The following is a 22807-nucleotide window of genomic DNA, read 5'->3' on the forward strand; positions in this document are numbered from 1 at the left end:
AAGGAGAGGGCAGACGATGAATACAAACCAAGCGATTTCAACAAAACAACTAACACTGTCATATGGGGACACCATTATCATAAATGAGCTTGATTTGGAAATTCCTAAAGGGGAAATCACTGTTTTTATCGGTGGAAATGGCTGTGGGAAATCAACTTTACTTCGCTCTATTGCTCGTCTCCTTAAGCCTAAATCAGGGGCAGTGTTATTGGATGGGGAAGCTATTGCCAGGTTATCGACGAAAGATGTAGCGAGAAAAATGGCGATCCTTCCGCAATCACCAGCTGCGCCAGAAGGATTGACCGTTCTTCAACTAGTAAAACAGGGAAGATATCCCTATCAAACATGGCTGAAACAATGGACATCCGAAGATGAAGAAAAGGTGAATAATGCATTAGAAGCAACGGGCCTAGTGAAATTAAAAGATAGAGCCGTGGATTCGCTTTCAGGCGGACAGCGGCAGCGAGCTTGGATTGCAATGACGCTTGCTCAAGATACAGATACAATCCTTCTTGATGAACCGACAACCTATTTGGATATGACCCATCAAATTGAAATTCTCGATTTATTGTTTGAGCTTAATGAAAAAGAACAAAGAACGATTGTAATGGTATTACATGATTTAAACCTTGCATGCCGCTATGCACATAATGTTGTTGCGATTAAAGATCAAAAAATCTATGCTCAGGGGAAACCAGAGGTTGTTATTAATTGCAGTTTAGTGAAGAATGTATTCGAAATGGAATGTGAGGTCACGGTGGATCCTCTATTTGGGACACCTTTATGTATTCCTTATGGAAAGGGACGCTGTATTTTAAAGCAGAAAAGGCTTTCTAGGAATGGATAACATACTTTCTGACTATCAGAGAATTGAACTTAAGCAGTTTCGTGTAACAACGAATAGAACTTCATCAGCCCTTTCTGTGCAAATAGACAAGCTCCTTGACGAACAATCAATGAGACGATATCTAGCACAGCTTGGCAAGCATATCGGAGCTGCCAATGACAAAGTAACTGCATCCATATTTATAAAACGATATGCCTTTCTAGCGGTTGCCTATTTATATACAATGACATTGAAAAATGCGAAGCTTAATATTTCATTCGAGAATGTCTCGCTTGAAACAGATGAAAAAGACGAATTATGGCTGCCTAATTTTTACTTGAATGACTTTCATATTGAAACATTGATAGGAAATCGAGAAACATGGCGAGAAACATGCATCTATACTTTATTCAATAACCACTTATACCCACTGTTCGATTGCCTTTCAAGAGTAACGAAAGTATCTAAATTAATTCTATGGGAAAATATCTCCATATATATTGTTTGGTTATATGAAACCATTTTACAAAAGGAAGAATTGACTGAGGAAGTTATACTCCGTTCAAAGGAAGATTTTCAATATCTTCTTTTTCAGGCTCCTGGTTCATTATTTGGCGGCTATAACGAAAATCCGCTAAAGAAATATTATAATGAGCATATATATATGGAAGAATATGAAAAAGCGGTTAGACCGAGAAAAACTTGCTGTTATTCTTACTTAACAAGATCGAAGAAACGCTGTACATCATGCCCGCAGGTTTGTACAGCACTTGCATTTGTTAGTGAGATGCAAAGAAGGGAAGAACAATCGAATGAATGAGGAATTGAAGGCACAAGTGGATGGACTGTTAGAAAAGTATACAGAGCTGCTGTTTGGCGAAACGAGTCCGGAGCTGAAGGAGCAAGTGCAAGGATGGGTTCTCTATTCTCACATTGCTAAATCGATGCCACCGCTCGTACAGCATTGGAACAGTGCATATCCTGATGCGAAGGAAGATATGAGAAAGATGATTGCAGATATTAAAGTCCGGAATGAACAATATAGAAATAAAAAGTAATAATATTGCAATCAAAAAAGCCGTTTCCTAAATCACAGGAACGGCTTTTATGACAAGTTCCTTTATTGCTTTTTATATTGATTATTTTGGCTGTTCACTTTCCCGCCGCCATCTGCCTCTACTGTTGGTCCAGCATCTCCTTTTACACTAGCTGCGCTAACCCCTGCTTTGGAAGGGTTCTTCTTTCTTCGTGCCATTTGCTCTTCACCTCCACTTTTAGCCTATCCAAAATTAAAGAAACAAATTTACAATAATAATTTTTTAAAAATTTCCTAATTTCAGTTAGGAAAAGATTGCGTAAATTTTTCAAATATTTTATAGTTATAGATAACAGAACTCATTCGAGCAATTTTTTTTGACAGAAAAATGAATGAGTATTCATTCAAAATGACAAAAGGGGGAAAAGAAGTTGATCCAACAAATTAAGAAAGCGGCAGTTTTAGGATCTGGTGTTATGGGCTCAGGTATTGCCGCCCATTTAGCAAACATTGGAATTCCAACTTTATTATTGGATATTGTACCTCGGGAATTAACGGATGCAGAAAAAGCAAAGGGGTTAACCCTTGAAGATAAAGCAGTCCGCAATCGCATCAGCGAATCAGGTAAACAAAAATTATTAAAGCAAAAGCCAGCACCGCTTACTTCTAAAAAGAACATTGCATTAATCGAAGCAGGAAATTTCGATGATGATATGGAGCGTCTTAAGGATGTCGATTGGGTTATTGAGGTCGTTGTTGAAAATCTCAATATTAAAAAACAAGTTTTTGAAAAGGTAGACCAATACCGTAAGAAGGGCAGCATTATTAGTTCTAACACTTCAGGGATTTCGGTAGAAGCGATGGCGGAAGGACGATCTGAAGATTTCCAGAAGCATTTTCTTGGAACACATTTCTTCAATCCTCCGCGTTATTTAAAGTTATTAGAAGTAATTCCTACGAAACATACAGATCCAGCTGTACTGGCTTTCATAAAAGAATTTGGAGAAGATGTTCTTGGAAAAGGTGTTGTTGAAGCAAAGGATACGCCAAACTTCATCGCTAACCGTATTGGAACATATGGACTTCTAGTTACTGTTCAGGAAATGCTAAAAGGCGGGTATAGTGTTGGGGAAGTAGATTCGATTACAGGTCCGATGATTGGCCGTCCGAAAAGTGCGACCTTCAGAACACTTGATGTTGTTGGTCTCGATACTTTTGCTCATGTAGCGAATAACGTATATGAACAGGTTGAAGGCAAGGAAAAGGAAGTCTTTGAAGTTCCGCCATTCATGAAAGCGATGCTTGACAAAGGCTGGCTAGGAAGTAAGTCAGGGCAAGGCTTCTTTTTAAAACAAGGGAAAGAAATATTGGAGCTTGATCCGAAAAGCTTAGAATATGGTCCGCGCAAAAAGCTGAAAACTGCTGCTACTGAATTAAGCAAGCAGGAAAAAGGCACAGCCAATAAAATGAAAGCGCTTGTTTATGCTGATGATCGTGCTGGCCATTTACTATGGAATATATTAAGCCCAGTGCTTATTTATTCGGCACAATTGCTTGGCGATATTGCCGATGATGTCGTCGCAATCGATCGTGCGATGAAATGGGGATTTGGCTGGGAGCTTGGCCCGTTTGAATCATGGGATGCAATCGGCCTAGATAAATCCGTTAAGAAAATGGAAGAAGCAGGATTTGAAGTTCCAGTTTGGATCAAGGAAATGCTTGAAAATGGCTTTACTTCTTTCTATAAAGAAGAAGATGGAGACTTATTCTTCTATGAAAACGGTGAATATAAGCAAATTAAAGAGAATGCAAAGGTAATTAACTTAAAGCGTCTGAAAAAGAAAAATGGCGTGATAAAGAAGAATAGCGGTGCTAGCCTGATTGATCTTGGTGATGGAGTAGCACTTCTTGAATTCCACTCTAAGAGCAATGCGTTAGGCTTAGATATCATTCAAATGATTAACTTTGCTGTTGATGAAGTGGAGAAAAATTTTAAGGGACTTGTCATCGGCAACCAAGGAAAGAACTTCAGCGTTGGGGCAAACCTTGCGATGATTTTGATGGAAGCACAGGATGATAATATTTACGAGCTTGATATGGTTGTTCGTCACTTCCAGCAAGGAATGATGAAAATTAAATACAGTTCAAAACCAGTCGTTGCTGCACCATTTGGAATGACACTTGGCGGGGGTTCAGAGGTGTGTCTGCCGACTGCACATATTCAGGCAGCTAGTGAAACATATATGGGTCTAGTAGAAGTAGGTGTAGGTCTGATCCCTGGCGGCGGAGGGAACAAGGAGCTTTATATAAAGCATCTTAACTCCATGCCGAGCGGTGTAGAATTTGACCTACAAAAGGTAGCGAATAAAGTGTTTGAATCCATTGCGATGGCGAAGGTCTCTACTTCTGGAGAAGAAGCGCGTGATAATAATTTCTTAAATTTTGCTGACGGCATTAGTGTTAATGGGGATCATCAGCTTTATGATGCGAAGCAAGCAGTTCTAACTCTCTATGAAAAGGGCTATAAGCCTCCGGTTCATAAGAAAGTACCTGTTGTCGGAGAAACAGGCTATGCAACTTTGCTATTAGGTGCACAAGCCATGATGTATTCTGGTTATATTTCTGAACACGATTTGAAAATTGCGAAGAAGCTTGCCTACGTGATAGCAGGAGGAAAAGTACCGTATGGCACGGAAGTGGATGAACAATATTTGTTGGATTTAGAGAGGGAAGCGTTCTTAAGCCTAGTTGCCGATCCAAAATCGCAGCAGCGCATGCAGCATATGCTAATAAAAGGAAAACCATTGCGTAACTAATAGATTAATAGAGTCAGAGGATTTATTTTATTGTAGCAGGAAAGAGAGGGAATGAAATGAGAGAAGCGGTAATCGTTGCGGGTGCCCGTACTCCGGTTGGAAAAGCAAAGAAAGGCACATTAGCAAATGTAAGGCCGGATGATTTAGGTGCACTTGTCGTTCAAGAAACGTTAAAGCGTGCAGGGAATTATGAAGGCAATATCGATGATTTAATTATTGGCTGTGCCATGCCAGAAGCAGAGCAAGGGTTAAATATGGCCCGTAATATTGGGGCTTTGGCTGGTCTGCCATACACGGTTCCAGCTATTACGATTAATCGTTATTGTTCATCAGGTCTAAATGCCATTGCCTATGCTGCTGAAAAAATTATGATCGGCCACGCAGATACAATCATTGCAGGCGGAGCAGAATCAATGAGCCTTGTGCCCATGATGGGACATGTGACTCGTCCAAATGCGAAGCTGGCTGAAACAGCTCCGGAATATTATATGGGAATGGGGCATACAGCAGAGGAAGTAGCAAAAAAGTATGGAATCTCACGTGAGGATCAAGATGCCTTTGCAGTAAGAAGCCATCAAAAAGCGGCTAAGGCAATTGCAGAAGGAAAGTTTGCCGATGAAATTGTTCCGGTAGATGTAACTTTAAGATCGGTGGGTAAAGACAATAAATTAGTAGAAAAGATGATTCAATTCAGCCAGGATGAAGGGGTTCGTGCGAACTCAACTGTAGAAGCGCTTGCGAAGCTCCGCCCAGCATTCTCAGTGACAGGATCAGTTACAGCAGGAAACTCCTCACAAACAAGCGATGGGGCTGCTGCTGTTATGGTTATGGACCGTGAAAAAGCGGAAAGCACAGGCTTGAAGCCGATGGCAAAGTTCAGATCCTTTGCAGTTGGCGGTGTGCCGCCTGAAGTAATGGGGATCGGACCGATTGTGGCCATTCCTAAAGCACTTAAGCTTGCAGGCTTAGAGCTTTCAGACATTGGCCTATTTGAGCTAAATGAAGCGTTTGCCTCTCAATCGATCCAGATCATTCGTGAGCTTGGACTTGATGAAGAAAAGGTAAATGTGAACGGTGGGGCGATCGCACTTGGTCACCCGCTAGGATGCACAGGAGCAAAACTGACCCTATCTCTCATTCACGAAATGAAACGCAGAAATCAACAGTTTGGCGTAGTAACAATGTGTATCGGCGGCGGAATGGGTGCTGCTGGAGTATTTGAATTGTTATAAGAGGTTTGCTTCTGATCTATGTATTAATTAACTTTATTCGAAAAAAGTTTGGTTGACTGGAGCGGAAAGCGAGCATCCTGAAGCGGAAGTCAACCTCTACCCAACTATGTTTGTGAAAACTGACTAAAAAAGGGGCCAATTAAGGTTCCCTTCATATGAGAATGGAGGAAGAAAAATGACTAACCAAACAGATAAAATGATCAAAGGCGGAAGCTTTTTAATTGAAGATGTAACATATGACCAAGTATTTACTCCAGAGGATTATACAGATGAACATAAAATGATTGCGAAAACAACAGAAGACTATGTAATAAATGAAGTATTGCCGCAAGTTCCATATTTAGAAAAGCATGAATTCGAACGCTCAGTAAAATTATTGCATCAAGCTGGTGAGCTTGGATTATTAGGCGTTGATGTACCAGAAGAATATGGCGGTCTTGGCTTAGATAAAGTAAGTTCAGCATTAATCGCTGAAAAAATGTCTATTGCCGGCGGATTCTCAATTACACATGGCGCACATGTTGGGATCGGCTCTCTTCCAATTGTCCTCTTCGGAAATGAAGAACAAAAGCAAAAATATCTTCCTGCCTTAGCGACAGGTGAAAAAATTGCTGCCTATGCATTAACAGAGCCTAGCTCTGGATCAGATGCACTAGGAGCAAAAACAGTCGCAAAATTAAATGCAGCTGGAACACACTATGTATTAAATGGAGAAAAACAATGGATTACAAACGCAGGTTTTGCTGATGTATTCGTTGTGTATGCGAAGATTGATGGCGATAAATTCTCTGCATTCATCGTAGAAAAGGAATTCCCTGGCGTTTCAACGGGTGCGGAAGAAGAAAAAATGGGGATCAAGAGCTCATCTACTCGTACATTAATCCTTCAAGATGCAGAAGTTCCAGCTGAGAACCTGCTTGGAGAAATCGGCCGCGGGCATATCATTGCATTTAACATCTTAAATATTGGCCGTTACAAATTAGGGGTTGGTGCACTTGGTGCTTCCAAACGTGCATTGGAAATTACAATTCCATACACAAACCAACGCCAGCAATTTAAAACACCAATCTCTTCTTTTAACTTAACAAAAGAGAAGCTAGGTACAATGGCTTCTAAAGTATACGCAGCTGAGAGTTCTATTTATCGAACTGTAGGATTGTTTGAAGATCGTATGAGCAAGCTATCTGATGAAGAGGCGAAAACTGGTAAAGCAGTTGCTCAATCAATTGCTGAGTATGCAATCGAATGTTCTTTAGGTAAATTCTTCAATACGGAAGTTCTTGACTATGTTGTGGATGAAGGTGTTCAATTACATGGCGGCTACGGCTTCATGGAAGAATACGAAATTGCACGTGCTTACCGTGATTCCCGTATTAACCGTATTTTCGAAGGAACAAATGAAATTAACCGTTTATTAGTACCTGGTACTTTCATGCGTAAAGCATTCAAGGGTGAGCTTCCATTATTCGAAAAAGCAATGGCATTGCAAGAAGAGCTCATGATGATGATGCCAGAAGAGCCAGGTGATGCACCATTAGCTCAAGAAAAATATTTAGTGAAGAACGCTAAGAAAATCGGCTTGCTTGCTGCAGGATTAGCTGCTCAAAAATATGGCAAAGCATTAGATCAGGAGCAGGAAGTATTAGTGAACATTGCAGATATCGTTTCAAATGCATATGCAATGGAATCAGCAGTACTTCGCACTGAAAAAGCAATCGAAAAAGACGGCCTAGAAAAGAGCAAGCAAAAGCTTCTTTATACACAAATTTTCTGTCAAGAAGCGTTCAATAAAATTGAACAAGATGCGAAAGAAACTCTTGTTGCTGTTGAAACTGGCGATACATTGCGCATGATGCTTTCATCTTTACGCAAATTTACGCGCCATACACCAATCAACGTCATTGCGAAGAAGCGTGAAGCATCTGAAAAATTAATTGATGCAGAGAAATTTGTTCTATAATTAATTTATAAAAGTTCGGCTCCCTTCATTAATGGAGGGAGCTTTTGAATGCGATATATTTGAAATGCTAGATAACATTGTTTAGCTGCTAGATAAATGCAAAGAGTTACTCGATAGAATTAGAATCCCAGTATTTTTTCTGAATATCTTTTTAAAATAGAAGGATAAAAGAGAATTTTGTCGAATTATCATCTAGAGCCATTCTTTATGAAATATACTATAATTATGATAGTATTTATTTTGATAACTGTTACTTTCTTTTTAAAATGGGACATGATAATCTAGGTGGTGAAACAATGAGTCTAACCTTTTATTGGTACCCGAAATGCGGGACATGCCGAAAAGCGAAGAAATGGCTTGATGACCATAATTTGGCTTACGAGGCGATACATATTGCAGATAATCCGCCTTCTGCGAGTGACCTAAAAAGTTTGTATGAAAAGAGCGGCTTAGATATTAAGAAGTTCTTTAATACAAGCGGTCAGAAATACCGGGAACTCGGTTTAAAGGATAAAGTGAAGTCATTGTCAAACGATGAGCTTCTTGATCTTTTGGCAACCGATGGCATGCTTATTAAACGTCCGATAGTAACGGATGGGAATAATGTGACGGTTGGCTTTAAAGAAGAGGATTATGAAAAAACATGGCTTGCTTAAGATGGCCATGATGGAAAAGAGATCGATACTACGATCATAGATTGAAATAAAAAAATGGAGGGATTAGGAATGAATACACCAAAGGAATTGCGTTATTCAGAAGAGCATGAGTGGGTAAAAACAGAAGGTGAGCAGGTTCGTATTGGGATTACTGACTTTGCTCAATCTGAGCTTGGAGACATCGTTTTCGTTGAGCTTCCAGAGGTAGGAGATGAAGTGACTGCAGATGAGCCTTTTGGAAGTGTAGAATCCGTTAAAACGGTATCTGAGCTTTATGCGCCTATCAGCGGAAAAGTTGTGGCTATTAATGAGGATTTAAGCGACAGCCCTGAATTTGTTAATGAGTCTCCATATGAGAAAGCATGGATGATTGTTGTTGAACCATCTGATGCAGGTGAAATTGATAACTTAATGACTGCTGAACAATACGAAGAAATGGTTAAAGAAGACTAATGAAATGGGAGGTGCTGCATAGGCGGCACCTCCCTTTATTTGGTTTTTTTATTTCTTTAGAAAGGGAAACACTATAATCATTAGAACGAGAAAGGATGGTTATTGTGGGATTAAAGAATAATAAAATTGATATTACTGATCGTGTTGTTGGAAAGTTGAAGGATGGAGAAATTGAACTTTATTTAGAGAATGAAAGAATTGGGAGCATTCGTCTGCCTAAAGATCCTTCCATTCAGATGGACCATCATTTTGAAACAGATATGCAAAAGATATACCAGCATGTAACAACAACAGAAAGTCCGCAAGCACGTTATACAGATTGTGACGAGGGTGGCTGGTGTTAGTTTAAACAGCGGGAATTTCCGCTGTTTTATTTATTTTAAGCAGATGAGATAAATGGATATACTGAATACAAGCAAGCTTATTTACTATAGTATTTTTAATTGGCAGGAGTTCAACACCATTATCTCGAATATTGAATATGGTATGATAAAGTGATAAATATCAATTGGATTTTCCTTTCTAACATATTAGGGTTATCCCAAAACCCAACTCAAGTTCAGGTGATGAATATGAATGAAACAATTCCAGAGAAGGTCATTATTGTAGAGGGTACTTCGGATAAAAGAAAGGTGAAAGCAATCGTAAGTGAGCCTGTCGAGATTATTTGTACAAATGGAACAATCAGCCTGACAAAGCTTGATGAGTTAATTGAAATGCTGCTTGATAAGGATGTATTTATTCTGGTTGATGCAGATGATGCAGGTGAAAAGCTTCGAAAACAATTTAAAAGAGAATTTCCGGAAGCGGAGCATCTGTATATTGACCGGATGTATCGGGAAGTAGCAACCGCACCTGAACACCATTTAGCTACCGTGTTATTAGGTGCCAATATTGATGTGAATATGGAGTTTTTAGATAGAGGATGATTTGTATTGCAGGAATGGTCTCAGGAAATGATAAATAGGGCATTGGCAGGAGATAATCAGGTAAGCTTGATTTACTTATATACCCCTTTATGTGGAACCTGCCAGGTAGCTGGGAAAATGCTGGCAGTAATAGAGGAGATTTTGCCCAATCTGCCAATTGGAAAATCAGATTTAAATTATATGCCAGACTTAGCCGAAAAGTGGGAGGTCGAAAGCGTTCCATGTCTGCTTATTTTTAAAAGAGGAAGGCTTGAAGAAAAAGTATATGCTTTTCAATCAGTTCCATATTTATTTAATAAAATAAAGAGCTTTATATAAAGGAGTTAGGTGTTTACACCAGGCTCCTTTTTTATTTTTTTGAATTATCTAACTAAAATATTTACAAAACCTTCCTTAAGGGATTATTATATTTAGGGATGCGAAATATTAGTGGAGCAGGTGTGAAAATGGCATTTTACCAAGAATGGGCCAGCCAAATTAAAGGGTATAATCGCAATATTCGGCTTGCGTTTATGGCAAATATCTTTACGCAAATTGGATTCGGTATTTTTATGGTTATTTATAATTTCTATATCAGGGAGCTAGGCTATAATGAGCAGGTCAACGGGCAAGTGGTATCTATGACCGCGCTTGCGACTGCTATCGCACTTGTTCCAGCAGGAGTTTTTAGTGATAGAATCGGACGAAAAAAAGCGATGATATATGGGGCTGCGGCAACCGGAATGATCTTATTATCTAGAAGTGTGATCGAAACTCAGTCATTATTAGTACTGGCAGCTTTTGCAACCGGCTTGGCGACAGCTTTATTTCAGGTTTCGGGGATTCCTTGGCTAGCAGAAAATTCTAAGACTGAGCAAAGGGTTCATTTATTTAGTATTCACTTTGCTGTAATGACTGGGGCAAATGTGATTGGAAACCTTGGCGGCGGCATATTAACTGATTTCTTTTCCATTTTTACATCAGAATTGAATAGTATTCGTTTTACCCTGCTGATTGGAAGTATTATTTTTCTTATGGGCATTATTCCAGTTATAAAATTTAATGAACAGCGTGTTGCGCGAAAAAACATAAAGGAAAAGAAGACCATTTCGGTCAGAACCATTTTAAGTAAAAATGATAATGTGAAAATTATTCTGCTATTCGCATTTGCTCAATTGTTAATTGGTGTTGGTGCTGGTTTAGTCATTCCATATTTGAATTTATATTTTGCTGATCGTTTTTCAGCATCTAATTCAGCAATCGGCTTTATCATTTCAATGGGTCAGGCAGCAACGGCTATTGCAATGATTATTGGACCAATGGTTGTCAGGAAGGTTGGTGAAGTTAAGGCGGTTGTTATTCTTCAACTATCCTCCTTGCCGTTTCTGCTAATGACAGCATATACGGAAAGTCTTTGGCTTGCAGCAATCGGCTTTTTATTCCGGCAAGCTCTTATGAATGCTGGAAATCCTATTCAAATGTCACTTATGATGTCGAAGGTTGGAGATTCGATGAAGGGACTGGCGAACTCAGTTAATCAGATGGTATTTAATTTAGGATGGGCCATTATGGGACCCATATCAACGGGTATTGTCATGAAATATGGAGCGTATTGGGGCTATGCGGCCGTATTTACTATCACTGCCTTTTTATATTTAATAGGTTCTGTATACTTCTTTATTGTTTTTCGAAGCTATAATAAGACAAACTCAGCTGTTAAAACGGCAAAAACAGTCTGAAAATATAATCATATGACATATTTCTCAGGAAATGTTCCAAAGTTAATGTCGAGCGAATGATGAAGGAATGTGTAGTGCAGTGAAGAAAGAATATAGTAAGACAAATAGAAGAAAAGCTTATTGTCTATCAGTTTAAACTGAGGTGAGGGCATGAAGGAAGTGACAGCTGCATTTATTCATGAGGTAAAATCGAAAGGACATTTAGCCGTTTTGTTAAAGGGAATGTCATTCATTTTATGTATTCGTACAAAGGATGACATTTTATATATACAATTTCAAAATGGAGATGTAGAAATTTGTCCGCCTGACCAGAATCATACATATGATGTTCTTATTGCTGGCTCTAAGGATAGGATTTCCTCGATATTAATGGGAAATGAGAAATTAAGAAGTTCGATACGAGCAAAAAATATACTAGTAGATTCTACTTTTAGAAGACTTCTCTTTCTAGAGTCATTATTTCTTCTTTCTAAACAGCGTGTAAGCTGAATTATAAAAAAATTCTAATTTCCACTTGACCTTTTAAATGGCCATATGTTAATATCAAAATTAATTATCTGACTAAAAAAACTGAATATTCTTATCAAGAGAGGCGGAGGGACTGGCCCGACGAAGCCCGGCAACCGGTAATTTACACGGTGCTAATTCCAGCAGAGCATATTTGCTCTGGAAGATAAGAAGAGATGATATCAACCCTCTTCTTGTGAAGAGGGTTTTTTCAGCTCTTCTTTTAAATGGGTTGCTGTCTTTTTATTTCGTGTGATACACAACAAATGATTGAGCCTGACCTGCATGCATATAAAAAAAGGAGAGATGAAAAAATGAGTGGAAAACAAAAAAACTATCGTTTGGAAACGATTGGCGTACATGGCGGGTTGCAGCCTGATCCAGTAACAGGTGCGAGAGCTGTGCCGATTTATCAGAACAATGCCTACCAATTTAAAGATACGGAGCATGCTGCGAATCTTTTTGGGTTAAAGGAATCCGGATATATTTACACAAGGATTCATAATCCCACGGTAACCGTTTTTGAAGAGAGAGTCGCATTGTTAGAAGGCGGGGTAGGTGCTCTAGCTGTTTCAAGCGGCATGGCGGCAATAACATTGGCTATACTTAATCTTGCTCAAGCTGGCGATGAGATTGTTGCTGCCTCAAACCTATATGGCGGAACTTATAATCTATTTGCTGTAACTCTTCCAAAGTACGGCATTCAAGTAAAGCTAGTTGATCCAGAGAATCCTGAAAATTTTAGAGAAGCGATAACAGAAAAAACAAAGGCGGTATTCGCAGAAACGATCGGCAATCCAAGTCTAAAAGTGCTGGATATTGAAAAGGTAGCTGAGATTGCTCATGAGAATGGAATTCCTCTTCTAATTGACAATACTTTCGCCACTCCATATCTTTGCAGACCCATTGAACATGGAGCAGACATTGTCATTCACTCAGCTACAAAGTGGCTGCTTGGCAATGGGACGACATTGGGAGGAATTATCGTAGATGGCGGAAAGTTTGATTGGAATTCGCCTAAATTCCCTGGGTTTACAGAGCCTGACGGAAGTTATCATGATCTTGTATATAGCGAGGCGCTTGGACCGGTTGCTTACATTACTAAAGCTAGGGTTCAGTTGCTGAGAGATTTAGGACCTGCTTTGAGTCCACAGAATGCATTCCAATTTACACTTGGTTTAGAGACACTTCATGTGCGGATGAAAGAGCATATAGCAAATACGAAAAGAATTATAGCATATTTAGAGACACATCCTGCTATTAATTGGATTCTCTATCCTGGAAATGAAAATCACCCTGATAAGCCGCTGGCAGATAAGTATTTGCCAAAAGGCGCAGGTTCTGTTGTAGTATTTGGAATAACAGGAGGACGTAAAGCTGGAGCGAGCTTAATTAATAATCTGGAGCTATGGGCTCATGTAGCAAATGTAGGAGATGCTAAGAGTTTGATCATTCATCCAGCAAGCACAACACATCAGCAATTAGATGAACAGGGGTTAAAGGCTGCAGGTGTACCAGAGGATTTAATCCGTATTTCAGTTGGAATTGAAAATGCAGAGGATTTAATTGATGACTTAGAGCAAGCGATTTATGCTGCAACAGGAATTACATCCTTAACAGCTAAAGCGTAGTTTTTTGAAAGTTGGATAAAAATACTATCTTTAAAAAATACTAAATTATAATTTAAATCGTTGACACCCTCAATAAATCCATGATACGATAATTTTCGTAAATGTAATTGCTGAACTAATTTAAAGTGTTAATTGAATATAGATGTTACGCTCTTATCAAGAGAGGTGGAGGGAAGTGCCCGATGAAGCCCGGCAACCGTCATGAAAATGAAATGGTGCCAATTCACACAAAGCAATGTTTGCTTTGGAAGATGAGAGAAAGGACGATTTTTATTTATGCCTTTCTGCTCATATGTCAGAAAGGCATTTTTCTTTTATAAAAGAAAAATACTTAAAGAAAAGTAATAAGCAAAATTGGATTAAAAGAGGGTGTGCAGCATGACAATGATTTCAATCAAACAAGTACAAAAAATATACCCTTCCCAAAAAGGTCAGGTAAAGGCTGTAGATAACGTTAATCTTGAGATTAGCGAGGGAGAGATCTTCGGGGTTATTGGCTATAGCGGAGCGGGGAAAAGTACGTTAATTCGAATGTTAAATGGGCTTGAACTACCAACCGAAGGAACTGTAGTTGTTGCGAATAATGAAGTATCTAAAATTAAGGGCAGCAAGTTAAGAAAGGCGCGTCAGGAAATCAGCATGATCTTTCAGCATTTCAATCTGCTATGGTCAAGGACAGTTAGACAGAACATTTCTTTTCCGCTTGAAATCGCAGGTGTATCCAAGAAAGATAGAGCAAAACGTGTCGACGAACTAATAAAGCTTGTTGGTCTTGAAGGAAGAGAGGATGCGTATCCATCACAATTGAGTGGAGGACAAAAGCAAAGAGTCGGAATTGCAAGAGCACTTGCAAATAATCCGAAAGTATTATTATGTGATGAGGCTACCTCCGCACTAGACCCGCAAACAACAGATGCGATTCTTGATTTACTCGTGGATATTAATAGCCGTCTGGGGTTAACAATTGTTTTAATCACCCACGAAATGCATGTTATCCGCAAGATCTGTCATAGAGTAGCAGTTATGGAAGACGGAAAAACTGTTGAAATTGGACCGGTACTGGATGTTTTTAAAAACCCGCAGGAAGAAATTACAAAGCGTTTTGTTCAGCAGGTGACTGAACCGGAGGAAACAAAAGAGACGATTGATCATTTACTAGATCTATATCCGCACGGGCGAGTTGTACAGCTCGGATTTGTAGGAGAGTCAGCAGAGCAGCCGCTTATTACGAATCTTATTCGGAATTTTCAGGTGACAGTTAATATTCTTCAAGGGAAAATTTCACAAACTCAAAACGGATCGTATGGTACTCTGTTCATTCATATTGATGGGGATAAAGAGGAATTAGCAAGAGCGATCGAATATATCCATTCTCAGCAAGTTGGAGTGGAGGTGATTTCGAATGCTTAATGAATGGTTTCCAAATGTAAAATGGGAGACGATGTGGGAGGCCACAATAGAGACTCTTTACATGACAAGCATTTCGGTAATAGCCACATTTATTATAGGTGCTATATTGGGCTTATTGCTCTTTTTAACATCTAAAAGCAATATATGGGAAAATTCGGTGATTAATAAAATAATAGCCGCATTTGTTAATATATTTAGATCGATTCCTTTCATTATATTAATCGTTCTATTAATTCCATTTACCACATTTTTAGTAGGTACAATGATTGGGGAAAATGCGGCTCTGCCAGCATTAATCATTGGTGCAGCTCCCTTTTATGCTCGAATGGTTGAAATCGGGCTGAGAGAAATTGATAAAGGGGTAATTGAAGCAGCTAAATCAATGGGTGCAAAAACAAGCACGATCATCTGGAAAGTTCTTTTGCCAGAATCAATGCCAGCACTCGTATCGGGGATTACCGTAACAGCAATTGCTTTAGTAGGCTATACAGCAATGGCCGGTGCAATCGGTGCAGGGGGACTAGGAAATCTTGCTTATCTAGAAGGGTTCCAAAGAACTAGACCTGATGTTACGTTAGCAGCGACAATCATTATTCTTATAATTGTATTTATCATCCAATTTATTGGTGACTTTATAACATCCAAATTAGATAAACGATAAGGAGAGGTCAAAAATGAAAAAATGGTTACCATTTATTTTCGCACTAGCAGTTGCTTTATTCCTTGCTGCATGCGGATCTTCAGAGGAAAAGGGCAGTGAAAATGGTGGAGCTGGTGAAGAAACATCTAAACTTACAGTAGGAGCTTCTAACGTTCCACATGCTGAGATTCTTGAGGAAGCAAAGCCAATTCTTAAAGAAAAGGGAATTGATTTAGAAATTGTTACGTTCCAGGATTATATCCTCCCTAATAAAGCGTTAGAAACAAAAGAACTGGATGCTAACTACTTCCAGCACATTCCATATTTAGAACTTCAAATTGAAGAGAATGGATATGACTTTGTTAATGCAGGCGGAATTCATATTGAACCAATGGCTGTATATTCTAAGAAATATAAGTCTATTGCTGACCTGCCTGAAGGAGCACATATTATTCTTAGCAACTCAGTCGCTGAACATGGAAGAATTCTATCAATCCTTGAAAAAGAAGGCTTAATTAAACTTAAGGATGGCGTAGAGAAATCGAAAGCAACACTAGAAGATGTAGTTGAGAATCCCAAAAATGTAGAATTTGATGCAAATTACGAGCCGAAGCTGCTTACACAAATTTTCAATAATAATGAAGGCGATGTTGTAGTAATCAACTCGAATTATGCCATTGATGCAGGACTTAATCCTGTTGAAGATTCTATTGCGATTGAAGCAAACGAATCCCCATATGCAAACATCATTACTGTGCGCAAGGGAGATGAAACAAAGGAATCAATTAAAACTCTTGTTGAAGTCTTACATTCAAAAGAAATCCAAGATTTCATCGTTGAAAAATATAAAGGTGCAGTGATCCCTGTATCTGAATAACGAATATAAGAAAGCAGGCATGTTACACTCATGCCTGTTTTTATATTTAAAGGATTTTGCACATATTGTAAGCATGATATAAATGTAAGCGTTTTAAACGTAATAATTCAATTTTCTGCAATTAATTTCAGCTAATTTCGTCATTGTCTTGCATATAGTGTAGATGTTAAAATACGAACGTAAATTAAATCGCAATGACGAAAGGATTGGTTTTTATTAACCAGCTACAGTTAAATTACACAAGCGATATGGAAAAGGCAATGCATGGAGCCCATGGTGTAGGGTATGAAACTTACAGCAGAAAGCATGAGGTTCGAATGAAGGTTGAAAAAAGACGACAGGAAGAACATATTAAATGTCAGCAAATGATTGCTAATTTAGAGAAGAAAGTTCATTCCTAAAGCTGCACTATATAATAATGAAGAAAAAGGGAAATCAGTATACATATTGCTGATTTCTTTTTTGTTTTTTGCATAAAAGTTTTTATGGTATTATTATACTGAAAATTCATGTATCTAAAGGATGATTCTCAATTAATTCATTTTATTACATGAAAAAATACTGTATGGTTAGAATAAATAGGTAAATGATCAGGATTATTTTTTTGGGTATGAGATAGTAAAGACACAAGGTTTAAAGCCCTTTATTATTTCCGTATAAAAATGGTCCGAATGGGCTGAAAGAGTTGCTAACAGATTTCATTTGTTATAAGATTGTAATGAGAATAAAATGAGAATAGAAGGTTGCGGCATTGCCGTAATATAAATCTTCTTTTATTGATGGAGGTATAGTAATGGCAGGTTCTAAATTAACAATTAAAGATCTTCATGTTTCTATTGAAGACAAAGAAATATTAAAAGGTGTCAATCTTGAAATTAAAGGCGGAGAAATCCATGCGATCATGGGACCAAATGGAACAGGGAAATCAACCCTTTCATCTGCTATCATGGGTCATCCTAAATACGAAGTAACAAGCGGAAGTGTTACTTTAGATGAGGAAGACGTATTAGAAATGGAAGTTGATGAGCGTGCGCGTGCTGGTCTATTTCTTGCTATGCAATACCCAAGTGAAATTACTGGTGTAACGAATGCGGATTTCTTGCGTTCAGCAATCAATAGCCGTCTTGAGGAAGGAAATGAAATTTCATTAATGAAATTTATCCGCAAAATGGACAGCAAAATGGAATTCCTTGAGATGGATCAAGATATGGCTCAACGCTATTTAAATGAAGGCTTCTCAGGCGGAGAGAAAAAACGCAATGAAATTCTTCAGCTAATGATGATCGAACCAAAGATTGCAATTCTTGATGAAATTGATTCAGGACTTGATATTGATGCGTTAAAGGTTGTTTCAAAAGGAATCAACGAAATGCGTGGAGAAGAGTTCGGATGTCTAATCATTACTCATTATCAACGTTTATTAAATTACATTACTCCTGACTATGTACACGTAATGATGCAAGGACGCATTGTGAAATCTGGCGGTCCTGAACTTGCACAGCGCCTAGAGTCAGAAGGATATGACTGGATTAAGAAAGAGCTAGGTATTGAAGACGAAACAGTTGGCCAAGAAGCGTAATTTGTTAGGAGGATCATTATGTCAACAGAAACAAAGTTACCGTTTGATAAGGAATATGTAAGTTCCTTTTCAAAAGAAATGGGCGAGCCGGCTTGGCTAACAGAGCTTCGTTTAAATGCGCTAGCAAATGCTGAAAATCTGCCAATGCCAAAGCCTGATAAAACAAAAATTGATAAATGGAACTTTACACAGTTCGATAAGCATATTGTAAGCAGCGAAGATTTCTCTTCATTAAATGAGCTTCCTGAAGAAGTGAAGACATTGATTGACTTGGATGCTGCTGAGCAAAATTTATATATCCAGCGCAATAACAGACCATCTTACTTATCTGTATCAAAAGATATTCAGTCCAAGGGTGTTATTTTCACTGATATCTTTACTGCGGCAAGAGAGCATGGGGATCTTCTTCAAAAATATTTCATGCAAGAAGGCGTGAAGGTTGATGAGCATCGTTTAACGGCTCTTCATGCTGCGCTAGTGAACGGCGGAATTTTCTTATATGTTCCAAAGAACGTTGAAGTAGCAGAACCAATTCAAGCTGTATTTATTCATGACAACGAAGAGGCTGCCCTTTTTAATCATGTGATTGTTGTTGCAGAAGACAATAGTTCGGTTACTTATGTTGAAAACTATGTTTCAACAATGGACGCTGCCAGCGGTGTATTTAATATTGTGACTGAAGTGCTTGCGAAAGCAAATGCGAAAGTACAATACGGAGCGGTTGATACCCTTGCAAAAGGACTGACAGGCTATGTAAACCGCCGCGGTATAGCTGCAAGAGATGCACGCATTGAATGGGCACTTGGCTTAATGAATGACAGCAATACCATTTATGAAAATGTAACAAACTTAAATGGCGATGGCTCTTTCGGGGACACAAAAACAGTTGTTGTTGGACGTGGAGAACAAACACAAAACTTTACAACAAGCATTGTTCACTTCGGAAAGAATACAGAAGGATATATTCTCAAGCACGGAGTTATGAAAGACGCAGCTACATCCATCTTTAACGGAATTGGCAAAATTGAGCATGGGGCTTCAAAATCCAATGCTGAACAAGAATCCCGTGTTCTTATGCTAAGTGAAAAGGCACGTGGAGACGCAAACCCAATTCTTTTAATTGATGAGGATGATGTAACAGCAGGTCATGCTGCCTCTGTCGGACGTGTAGATCCGCTGCAATTGTACTACTTAATGAGCCGCGGGATTCCAAAGACGGAAGCAGAGCGACTTGTTATTCATGGTTTCCTTGCTCCCGTTGTGAATGCACTTCCTATTGAAGGAGTTAAGAAACAGCTTACGTCCGTTATTGAAAGGAAAGTAAAGTAATGGATATCCATGATATTCGTCAACTGTTTCCAATCCTACATCAGGAAGTCAATGGAAAGCCGCTCGTATACCTAGACAGTGCTGCAACATCCCAAAAGCCTGTTCAGGTTATTGAGGCAATCAATACGTATTATCGTGAAATGAATTCCAATGTTCATCGCGGTGTTCATACACTTGGCACAAGGGCTACAGATGGATATGAAGGTGCGAGAGAAAAGGTCCGTAAATTTATTAATGCTAAATCAACAGAAGAAATCATTTTTACAAGAGGAACAACAACTGCTTTAAATACGGTTGCGGCTAGCTACGCAAAGGCAAACCTCCATGAAGGAGATGAAATCGTCATTTCCTATATGGAACATCACAGCAATATTATTCCTTGGCAGCAAGTAGCGAAGCAAACAGGCGCTGTGTTAAAATATTTGCCTCTTCAGGAAGACGGAACAATTTCTCTCGAAGACGTAAGAGAAACAGTAACTTCTAATACGAAAATTGTTTCAATTATGCAAGTATCAAACGTACTAGGTGTAGTAAACCCTATTAAAGAGATTGCAAAAATTGCCCATGAAAATGGAGCAATTATGGTTGTTGATGGTGCGCAAAGTACACCTCATTTGAAAGTAGATGTTCAAGATTTAGATTGTGATTTCTTTGCCTTTTCGGGCCATAAGATGTGCGGGCCGACTGGCATTGGCGTATTATATGGTAGGAAACAGCTTCTTGAAAATATGGAGCCGATCGAATTTGGCGGAGAAATGATTGACTTTGTAGGTTTATACGAATCTACTTGGAAGGAGCTTCCTTGGAAGTTTGAGGGGGGCACACCGATCATTGCTGGTGCTATTGGCTTAGGTGCTGCGATCGATTTCTTAGAAGAAGTTGGCTTAGATCAAATTGAAGCTCACGAACATAGACTAGCTGCATATGCGATAGAAAAAATGTCAGCTGTTGAGGGATTAACAATTTTTGGACCGAAAGAAGCTTCTAAACGTGCAGGATTAGTCACGTTTAATCTTGATGATGTCCATCCTCATGATGTAGCAACTGTATTGGACGCTGAGGGAATCGCTGTTCGTGCGGGTCATCATTGTGCACAGCCGCTAATGAAATGGTTAAAGCAATCAGCCACTGCACGGGCTAGCTTCTATCTGTACAATACAGAAGAAGATATTGATAAGCTTGTTAGTGGGCTTCTCAAAACAAAGGAGTATTTCAGCGATGTCTTCTAACAATTTAGATACTCTCTATCGGCAAGTGATTATGGATCATTATAAAAATCCCCGCAATAAAGGGGTGCTTGCAGACGACAGCTTAACAATCAATATGAATAACCCCACTTGCGGAGACCGTATTCAATTAACGTTAAAGCTGGAAGGTGACAAGGTTGTAGATGCGAAATTTGAAGGAGAAGGCTGCTCGATTTCGATGTCCTCTGCATCTATGATGACTCAAGCAATAAAAGGAAGAAATATAGAAGATGCTTTAAAGCTTTCAGAGGTTTTTTCACTTATTATGCAGGGAAAAGACTATGAAGACGATATTGATCTTGGTGATATTGAAGCATTACAAGGTGTTGCAAAATTCCCGGCTAGAATTAAATGTGCAACGTTAGCATGGAAGGCTATGGAGAAGGGATTAAAGGAAGAGTAAGTTTTCTCCTTTGATTTTTGGTTATGAAATGATTGAAATTTTAGAAATGTATAGCATGCAGCTTATGCATTTCAAATGAATGGAGGAATACGACGATGGCAAAAAAAATGCCGGAAATTGGCGATTATAAATATGGTTTTGCCGATAAGGACGTTTCCATTTTCCGATCAAAACGCGGTTTAACAAAAGAGATTGTTGAAGAGATTTCAAAAATGAAGCAAGAGCCACAATGGATGCTTGACTTCCGTTTAAAATCATTGGAGCATTTCTACAACATGCCTATGCCGCAATGGGGCGGAGATTTAGCGTCATTAAACTTTGATGAAATCACATATTATGTAAAACCATCTGAAAAGACAGAGAAATCATGGGATGAAGTGCCTGAGGAAATTAAACAAACATTTGATAAGCTTGGGATTCCAGAAGCTGAGCAAAAGTATTTAGCTGGTGTATCCGCTCAATACGAATCAGAGGTTGTTTATCATAACATGCAGGAAGATCTTGAAGCACAAGGAATCGTATTTAAGGATACAGATTCCGCTCTACGTGAGAACGAAGAACTTTTCCGTGAGCATTGGGCGAAAGTGATTCCGCCAACAGATAATAAATTTGCCGCACTAAACTCTGCTGTTTGGTCAGGCGGATCTTTCATCTATGTTCCAAAAGGAATTAAAGTAGAAACACCATTACAAGCATACTTCCGCATCAACTCTGAGAATATGGGGCAATTCGAGCGTACATTAATCATTGTTGACGAAGGTGCTCATGTACATTATGTAGAGGGATGTACAGCTCCTGTCTACACAACAAACTCTCTTCATAGTGCAGTTGTTGAAATCATCATTAAAAAGGATGCGTACTGTCGCTATACAACGATCCAAAACTGGGCAAACAACGTGTATAACCTTGTTACTAAGCGTGCGGTTTGTGAAGAAAATGCAACAATGGAATGGATCGACGGCAACATCGGATCAAAATTAACGATGAAGTATCCAGCGGTTATTTTAAAAGGAGAAGGCGCTCGTGGAATGACACTTTCAATTGCGATTGCAGGTAAAGGTCAGCACCAGGATGCTGGAGCAAAAATGATTCACCTTGCACCAAATACGTCTTCTACTATCGTATCTAAATCGATTTCTAAGCATGGCGGGAAAGTAACCTACCGCGGAATCGTCCAATTTGGCCGTAAAGCAGATGGTGCACGTGCAAATATTGAGTGTGATACACTAATTATGGATAATCAATCGACATCAGATACGATTCCATACAACGAAATCATGAACGACAACATCTCATTAGAGCATGAAGCAAAGGTTTCTAAAGTATCAGAAGAGCAATTATTCTATCTGATGAGCCGCGGAATCTCTGAACAAGAAGCAACTGAAATGATCGTAATGGGCTTCATTGAACCATTTACGAAAGAGCTTCCGATGGAATATGCGGTAGAGATGAACCGTTTGATTAAGTTCGAAATGGAAGGTTCAATCGGTTAATCAATCATAAAATTAAAAACCGCTCGCCAATTGGTGAGTGGTTTTTTTACACTTATCTTATCGGA

General features: G+C 38.9%; 24 protein-coding genes and 2 riboswitches. Of the genes, 23 read left to right on the forward strand and 1 reads right to left on the reverse strand.

Annotated features, from left to right (window positions below; genetic code table 11):
- Window positions 1-16: 16 nt before the first annotated feature.
- The 3 genes from C1726_RS15230 to C1726_RS15240 are packed head-to-tail and all read left to right on the forward strand — an operon-like array spanning window position 17 to window position 1884.
- A complete protein-coding gene (locus C1726_RS15230) occupies window positions 17-847 on the forward strand; it encodes an ABC transporter ATP-binding protein (protein WP_102273947.1) in 831 nt (276 codons plus the stop codon).
- On the forward strand, window positions 840-1646 hold the full coding sequence (locus C1726_RS15235; RefSeq protein WP_102273948.1) for an IucA/IucC family C-terminal-domain containing protein: 807 nt from the start codon (window positions 840-842) through the stop codon (window positions 1644-1646). Before C1726_RS15230 ends, C1726_RS15235 begins: the two co-directional genes overlap by 8 nt.
- On the forward strand, window positions 1639-1884 hold the full coding sequence (locus C1726_RS15240) for a YusU family protein (RefSeq protein WP_102273949.1): 246 nt from the start codon (window positions 1639-1641) through the stop codon (window positions 1882-1884). Before C1726_RS15235 ends, C1726_RS15240 begins: the two co-directional genes overlap by 8 nt.
- 62 nt (window positions 1885-1946) lie before the next feature.
- Here C1726_RS15240 and C1726_RS15245 read toward each other — a convergent pair whose 3' ends face one another.
- Window positions 1947-2081, reverse strand: a complete 135-nt coding sequence (locus C1726_RS15245; protein WP_102273950.1) for a YuzL family protein — start codon at window positions 2079-2081, stop codon at window positions 1947-1949.
- A 215-nt stretch (window positions 2082-2296) separates the two neighbouring features.
- On the opposite strand from C1726_RS15245, the gene C1726_RS15250 reads away from it, so the two are divergent.
- From C1726_RS15250 to sufB, 20 genes are all read left to right on the forward strand, one after another.
- On the forward strand, window positions 2297-4678 hold the full coding sequence (locus tag C1726_RS15250) for a 3-hydroxyacyl-CoA dehydrogenase/enoyl-CoA hydratase family protein (RefSeq protein WP_102275822.1): 2382 nt from the start codon (window positions 2297-2299) through the stop codon (window positions 4676-4678).
- 56 nt (window positions 4679-4734) lie between these two features.
- On the forward strand, window positions 4735-5910 hold the full coding sequence (locus tag C1726_RS15255; protein ID WP_102273951.1) for an acetyl-CoA C-acetyltransferase: 1176 nt from the start codon (window positions 4735-4737) through the stop codon (window positions 5908-5910).
- Between the two features lie 175 nt (window positions 5911-6085).
- Window positions 6086-7870, forward strand: coding sequence for an acyl-CoA dehydrogenase family protein (locus C1726_RS15260; protein WP_102273952.1), 1785 nt, complete (start codon window positions 6086-6088; stop codon window positions 7868-7870).
- A gap of 296 nt (window positions 7871-8166) precedes the next feature.
- Window positions 8167-8526: an arsenate reductase family protein gene (locus C1726_RS15265; protein WP_102273953.1), complete on the forward strand. Its 360-nt coding sequence runs from the start codon at window positions 8167-8169 to the stop codon at window positions 8524-8526.
- A 69-nt stretch (window positions 8527-8595) separates the two neighbouring features.
- On the forward strand, window positions 8596-8979 hold the full coding sequence (gene gcvH, locus C1726_RS15270) for a glycine cleavage system protein GcvH (protein ID WP_102273954.1): 384 nt from the start codon (window positions 8596-8598) through the stop codon (window positions 8977-8979).
- 95 nt (window positions 8980-9074) lie between these two features.
- Complete coding sequence (locus C1726_RS15275; RefSeq protein ID WP_102273955.1) at window positions 9075-9323, forward strand: YusG family protein; 249 nt, start codon at window positions 9075-9077, stop codon at window positions 9321-9323.
- Between the two features lie 228 nt (window positions 9324-9551).
- Window positions 9552-9908 (forward strand): toprim domain-containing protein, encoded by a 357-nt coding sequence (locus C1726_RS15280; RefSeq protein WP_102273956.1) that lies wholly within the window; start codon window positions 9552-9554, stop codon window positions 9906-9908.
- Between the two features lie 6 nt (window positions 9909-9914).
- Window positions 9915-10226, forward strand: a complete 312-nt coding sequence (locus tag C1726_RS15285; RefSeq protein ID WP_102273957.1) for a thioredoxin family protein — start codon at window positions 9915-9917, stop codon at window positions 10224-10226.
- 128 nt (window positions 10227-10354) lie between these two features.
- Window positions 10355-11626 (forward strand): MFS transporter, encoded by a 1272-nt coding sequence (locus C1726_RS15290; protein ID WP_102273958.1) that lies wholly within the window; start codon window positions 10355-10357, stop codon window positions 11624-11626.
- Window positions 11627-11776: 150 nt separating this feature from the next.
- Window positions 11777-12115 (forward strand): hypothetical protein, encoded by a 339-nt coding sequence (locus C1726_RS15295; RefSeq protein WP_102273959.1) that lies wholly within the window; start codon window positions 11777-11779, stop codon window positions 12113-12115.
- A gap of 88 nt (window positions 12116-12203) precedes the next feature.
- Window positions 12204-12306: riboswitch (SAM riboswitch) on the forward strand.
- A 141-nt stretch (window positions 12307-12447) separates the two neighbouring features.
- Window positions 12448-13764, forward strand: coding sequence for an O-acetylhomoserine aminocarboxypropyltransferase/cysteine synthase family protein (locus tag C1726_RS15300; protein ID WP_102273960.1), 1317 nt, complete (start codon window positions 12448-12450; stop codon window positions 13762-13764).
- 150 nt (window positions 13765-13914) lie between these two features.
- Window positions 13915-14022: riboswitch (SAM riboswitch) on the forward strand.
- 126 nt (window positions 14023-14148) lie between these two features.
- Entirely contained in the window at window positions 14149-15174 is a 1026-nt protein-coding gene (locus C1726_RS15305) for a methionine ABC transporter ATP-binding protein (RefSeq protein WP_102275823.1), read from the forward strand.
- Entirely contained in the window at window positions 15167-15835 is a 669-nt protein-coding gene (locus C1726_RS15310) for a methionine ABC transporter permease (RefSeq protein ID WP_102273961.1), read from the forward strand. Before C1726_RS15305 ends, C1726_RS15310 begins: the two co-directional genes overlap by 8 nt.
- Before the next feature lie 13 nt (window positions 15836-15848).
- Window positions 15849-16691 (forward strand): MetQ/NlpA family ABC transporter substrate-binding protein, encoded by an 843-nt coding sequence (locus C1726_RS15315; protein WP_102273962.1) that lies wholly within the window; start codon window positions 15849-15851, stop codon window positions 16689-16691.
- Between the two features lie 194 nt (window positions 16692-16885).
- Window positions 16886-17092, forward strand: a complete 207-nt coding sequence (locus C1726_RS15320; protein WP_057767812.1) for a hypothetical protein — start codon at window positions 16886-16888, stop codon at window positions 17090-17092.
- A gap of 392 nt (window positions 17093-17484) precedes the next feature.
- Window positions 17485-18270, forward strand: coding sequence for a Fe-S cluster assembly ATPase SufC (sufC, locus tag C1726_RS15325; RefSeq protein ID WP_102273963.1), 786 nt, complete (start codon window positions 17485-17487; stop codon window positions 18268-18270).
- An 18-nt stretch (window positions 18271-18288) separates the two neighbouring features.
- Entirely contained in the window at window positions 18289-19599 is a 1311-nt protein-coding gene (gene sufD, locus C1726_RS15330) for a Fe-S cluster assembly protein SufD (protein WP_102273964.1), read from the forward strand.
- On the forward strand, window positions 19599-20828 hold the full coding sequence (locus C1726_RS15335; RefSeq protein ID WP_102273965.1) for a cysteine desulfurase: 1230 nt from the start codon (window positions 19599-19601) through the stop codon (window positions 20826-20828). Before sufD ends, C1726_RS15335 begins: the two co-directional genes overlap by 1 nt.
- A complete protein-coding gene (gene sufU / locus C1726_RS15340) occupies window positions 20818-21249 on the forward strand; it encodes a Fe-S cluster assembly sulfur transfer protein SufU (RefSeq protein ID WP_102273966.1) in 432 nt (143 codons plus the stop codon). The genes C1726_RS15335 and sufU overlap by 11 nt, the downstream gene beginning before the upstream one ends.
- A 95-nt stretch (window positions 21250-21344) precedes the next feature.
- Window positions 21345-22742, forward strand: coding sequence for a Fe-S cluster assembly protein SufB (gene sufB, locus C1726_RS15345; protein ID WP_102273967.1), 1398 nt, complete (start codon window positions 21345-21347; stop codon window positions 22740-22742).
- Window positions 22743-22807: the final 65 nt, after the last annotated feature.

This window comes from Cytobacillus massiliigabonensis, from assembly GCF_900199725.1.
GTDB lineage: Bacteria > Bacillota > Bacilli > Bacillales > Cytobacillaceae > Cytobacillus > Cytobacillus massiliigabonensis.

Coding starts and splice junctions, on each gene's coding strand:
- C1726_RS15260 (WP_102273952.1), top strand. CDS start 6,086: ATGACTAACCAAACAGATAAAATGATCAAAGGCGGAAGCTTTTTAATT.
- C1726_RS15275 (WP_102273955.1), top strand. CDS start 9,075: ATGGTTATTGTGGGATTAAAGAATAATAAAATTGATATTACTGATCGT.
- sufC (WP_102273963.1), top strand. CDS start 17,485: ATGGCAGGTTCTAAATTAACAATTAAAGATCTTCATGTTTCTATTGAA.
- C1726_RS15305 (WP_102275823.1), top strand. CDS start 14,149: ATGATTTCAATCAAACAAGTACAAAAAATATACCCTTCCCAAAAAGGT.
- C1726_RS15230 (WP_102273947.1), top strand. CDS start 17: ATGAATACAAACCAAGCGATTTCAACAAAACAACTAACACTGTCATAT.
- sufB (WP_102273967.1), top strand. CDS start 21,345: ATGGCAAAAAAAATGCCGGAAATTGGCGATTATAAATATGGTTTTGCC.
- C1726_RS15245 (WP_102273950.1), bottom strand. CDS start 2,081: ATGGCACGAAGAAAGAAGAACCCTTCCAAAGCAGGGGTTAGCGCAGCT.
- C1726_RS15240 (WP_102273949.1), top strand. CDS start 1,639: ATGAATGAGGAATTGAAGGCACAAGTGGATGGACTGTTAGAAAAGTAT.
- C1726_RS15280 (WP_102273956.1), top strand. CDS start 9,552: ATGAATGAAACAATTCCAGAGAAGGTCATTATTGTAGAGGGTACTTCG.
- C1726_RS15315 (WP_102273962.1), top strand. CDS start 15,849: ATGAAAAAATGGTTACCATTTATTTTCGCACTAGCAGTTGCTTTATTC.
- C1726_RS15265 (WP_102273953.1), top strand. CDS start 8,167: ATGAGTCTAACCTTTTATTGGTACCCGAAATGCGGGACATGCCGAAAA.
- C1726_RS15320 (WP_057767812.1), top strand. CDS start 16,886: ATGACGAAAGGATTGGTTTTTATTAACCAGCTACAGTTAAATTACACA.
- C1726_RS15235 (WP_102273948.1), top strand. CDS start 840: ATGGATAACATACTTTCTGACTATCAGAGAATTGAACTTAAGCAGTTT.
- C1726_RS15295 (WP_102273959.1), top strand. CDS start 11,777: ATGAAGGAAGTGACAGCTGCATTTATTCATGAGGTAAAATCGAAAGGA.
- C1726_RS15290 (WP_102273958.1), top strand. CDS start 10,355: ATGGCATTTTACCAAGAATGGGCCAGCCAAATTAAAGGGTATAATCGC.
- C1726_RS15310 (WP_102273961.1), top strand. CDS start 15,167: ATGCTTAATGAATGGTTTCCAAATGTAAAATGGGAGACGATGTGGGAG.
- sufU (WP_102273966.1), top strand. CDS start 20,818: ATGTCTTCTAACAATTTAGATACTCTCTATCGGCAAGTGATTATGGAT.
- C1726_RS15300 (WP_102273960.1), top strand. CDS start 12,448: ATGAGTGGAAAACAAAAAAACTATCGTTTGGAAACGATTGGCGTACAT.
- C1726_RS15255 (WP_102273951.1), top strand. CDS start 4,735: ATGAGAGAAGCGGTAATCGTTGCGGGTGCCCGTACTCCGGTTGGAAAA.
- sufD (WP_102273964.1), top strand. CDS start 18,289: ATGTCAACAGAAACAAAGTTACCGTTTGATAAGGAATATGTAAGTTCC.
- C1726_RS15335 (WP_102273965.1), top strand. CDS start 19,599: ATGGATATCCATGATATTCGTCAACTGTTTCCAATCCTACATCAGGAA.
- gcvH (WP_102273954.1), top strand. CDS start 8,596: ATGAATACACCAAAGGAATTGCGTTATTCAGAAGAGCATGAGTGGGTA.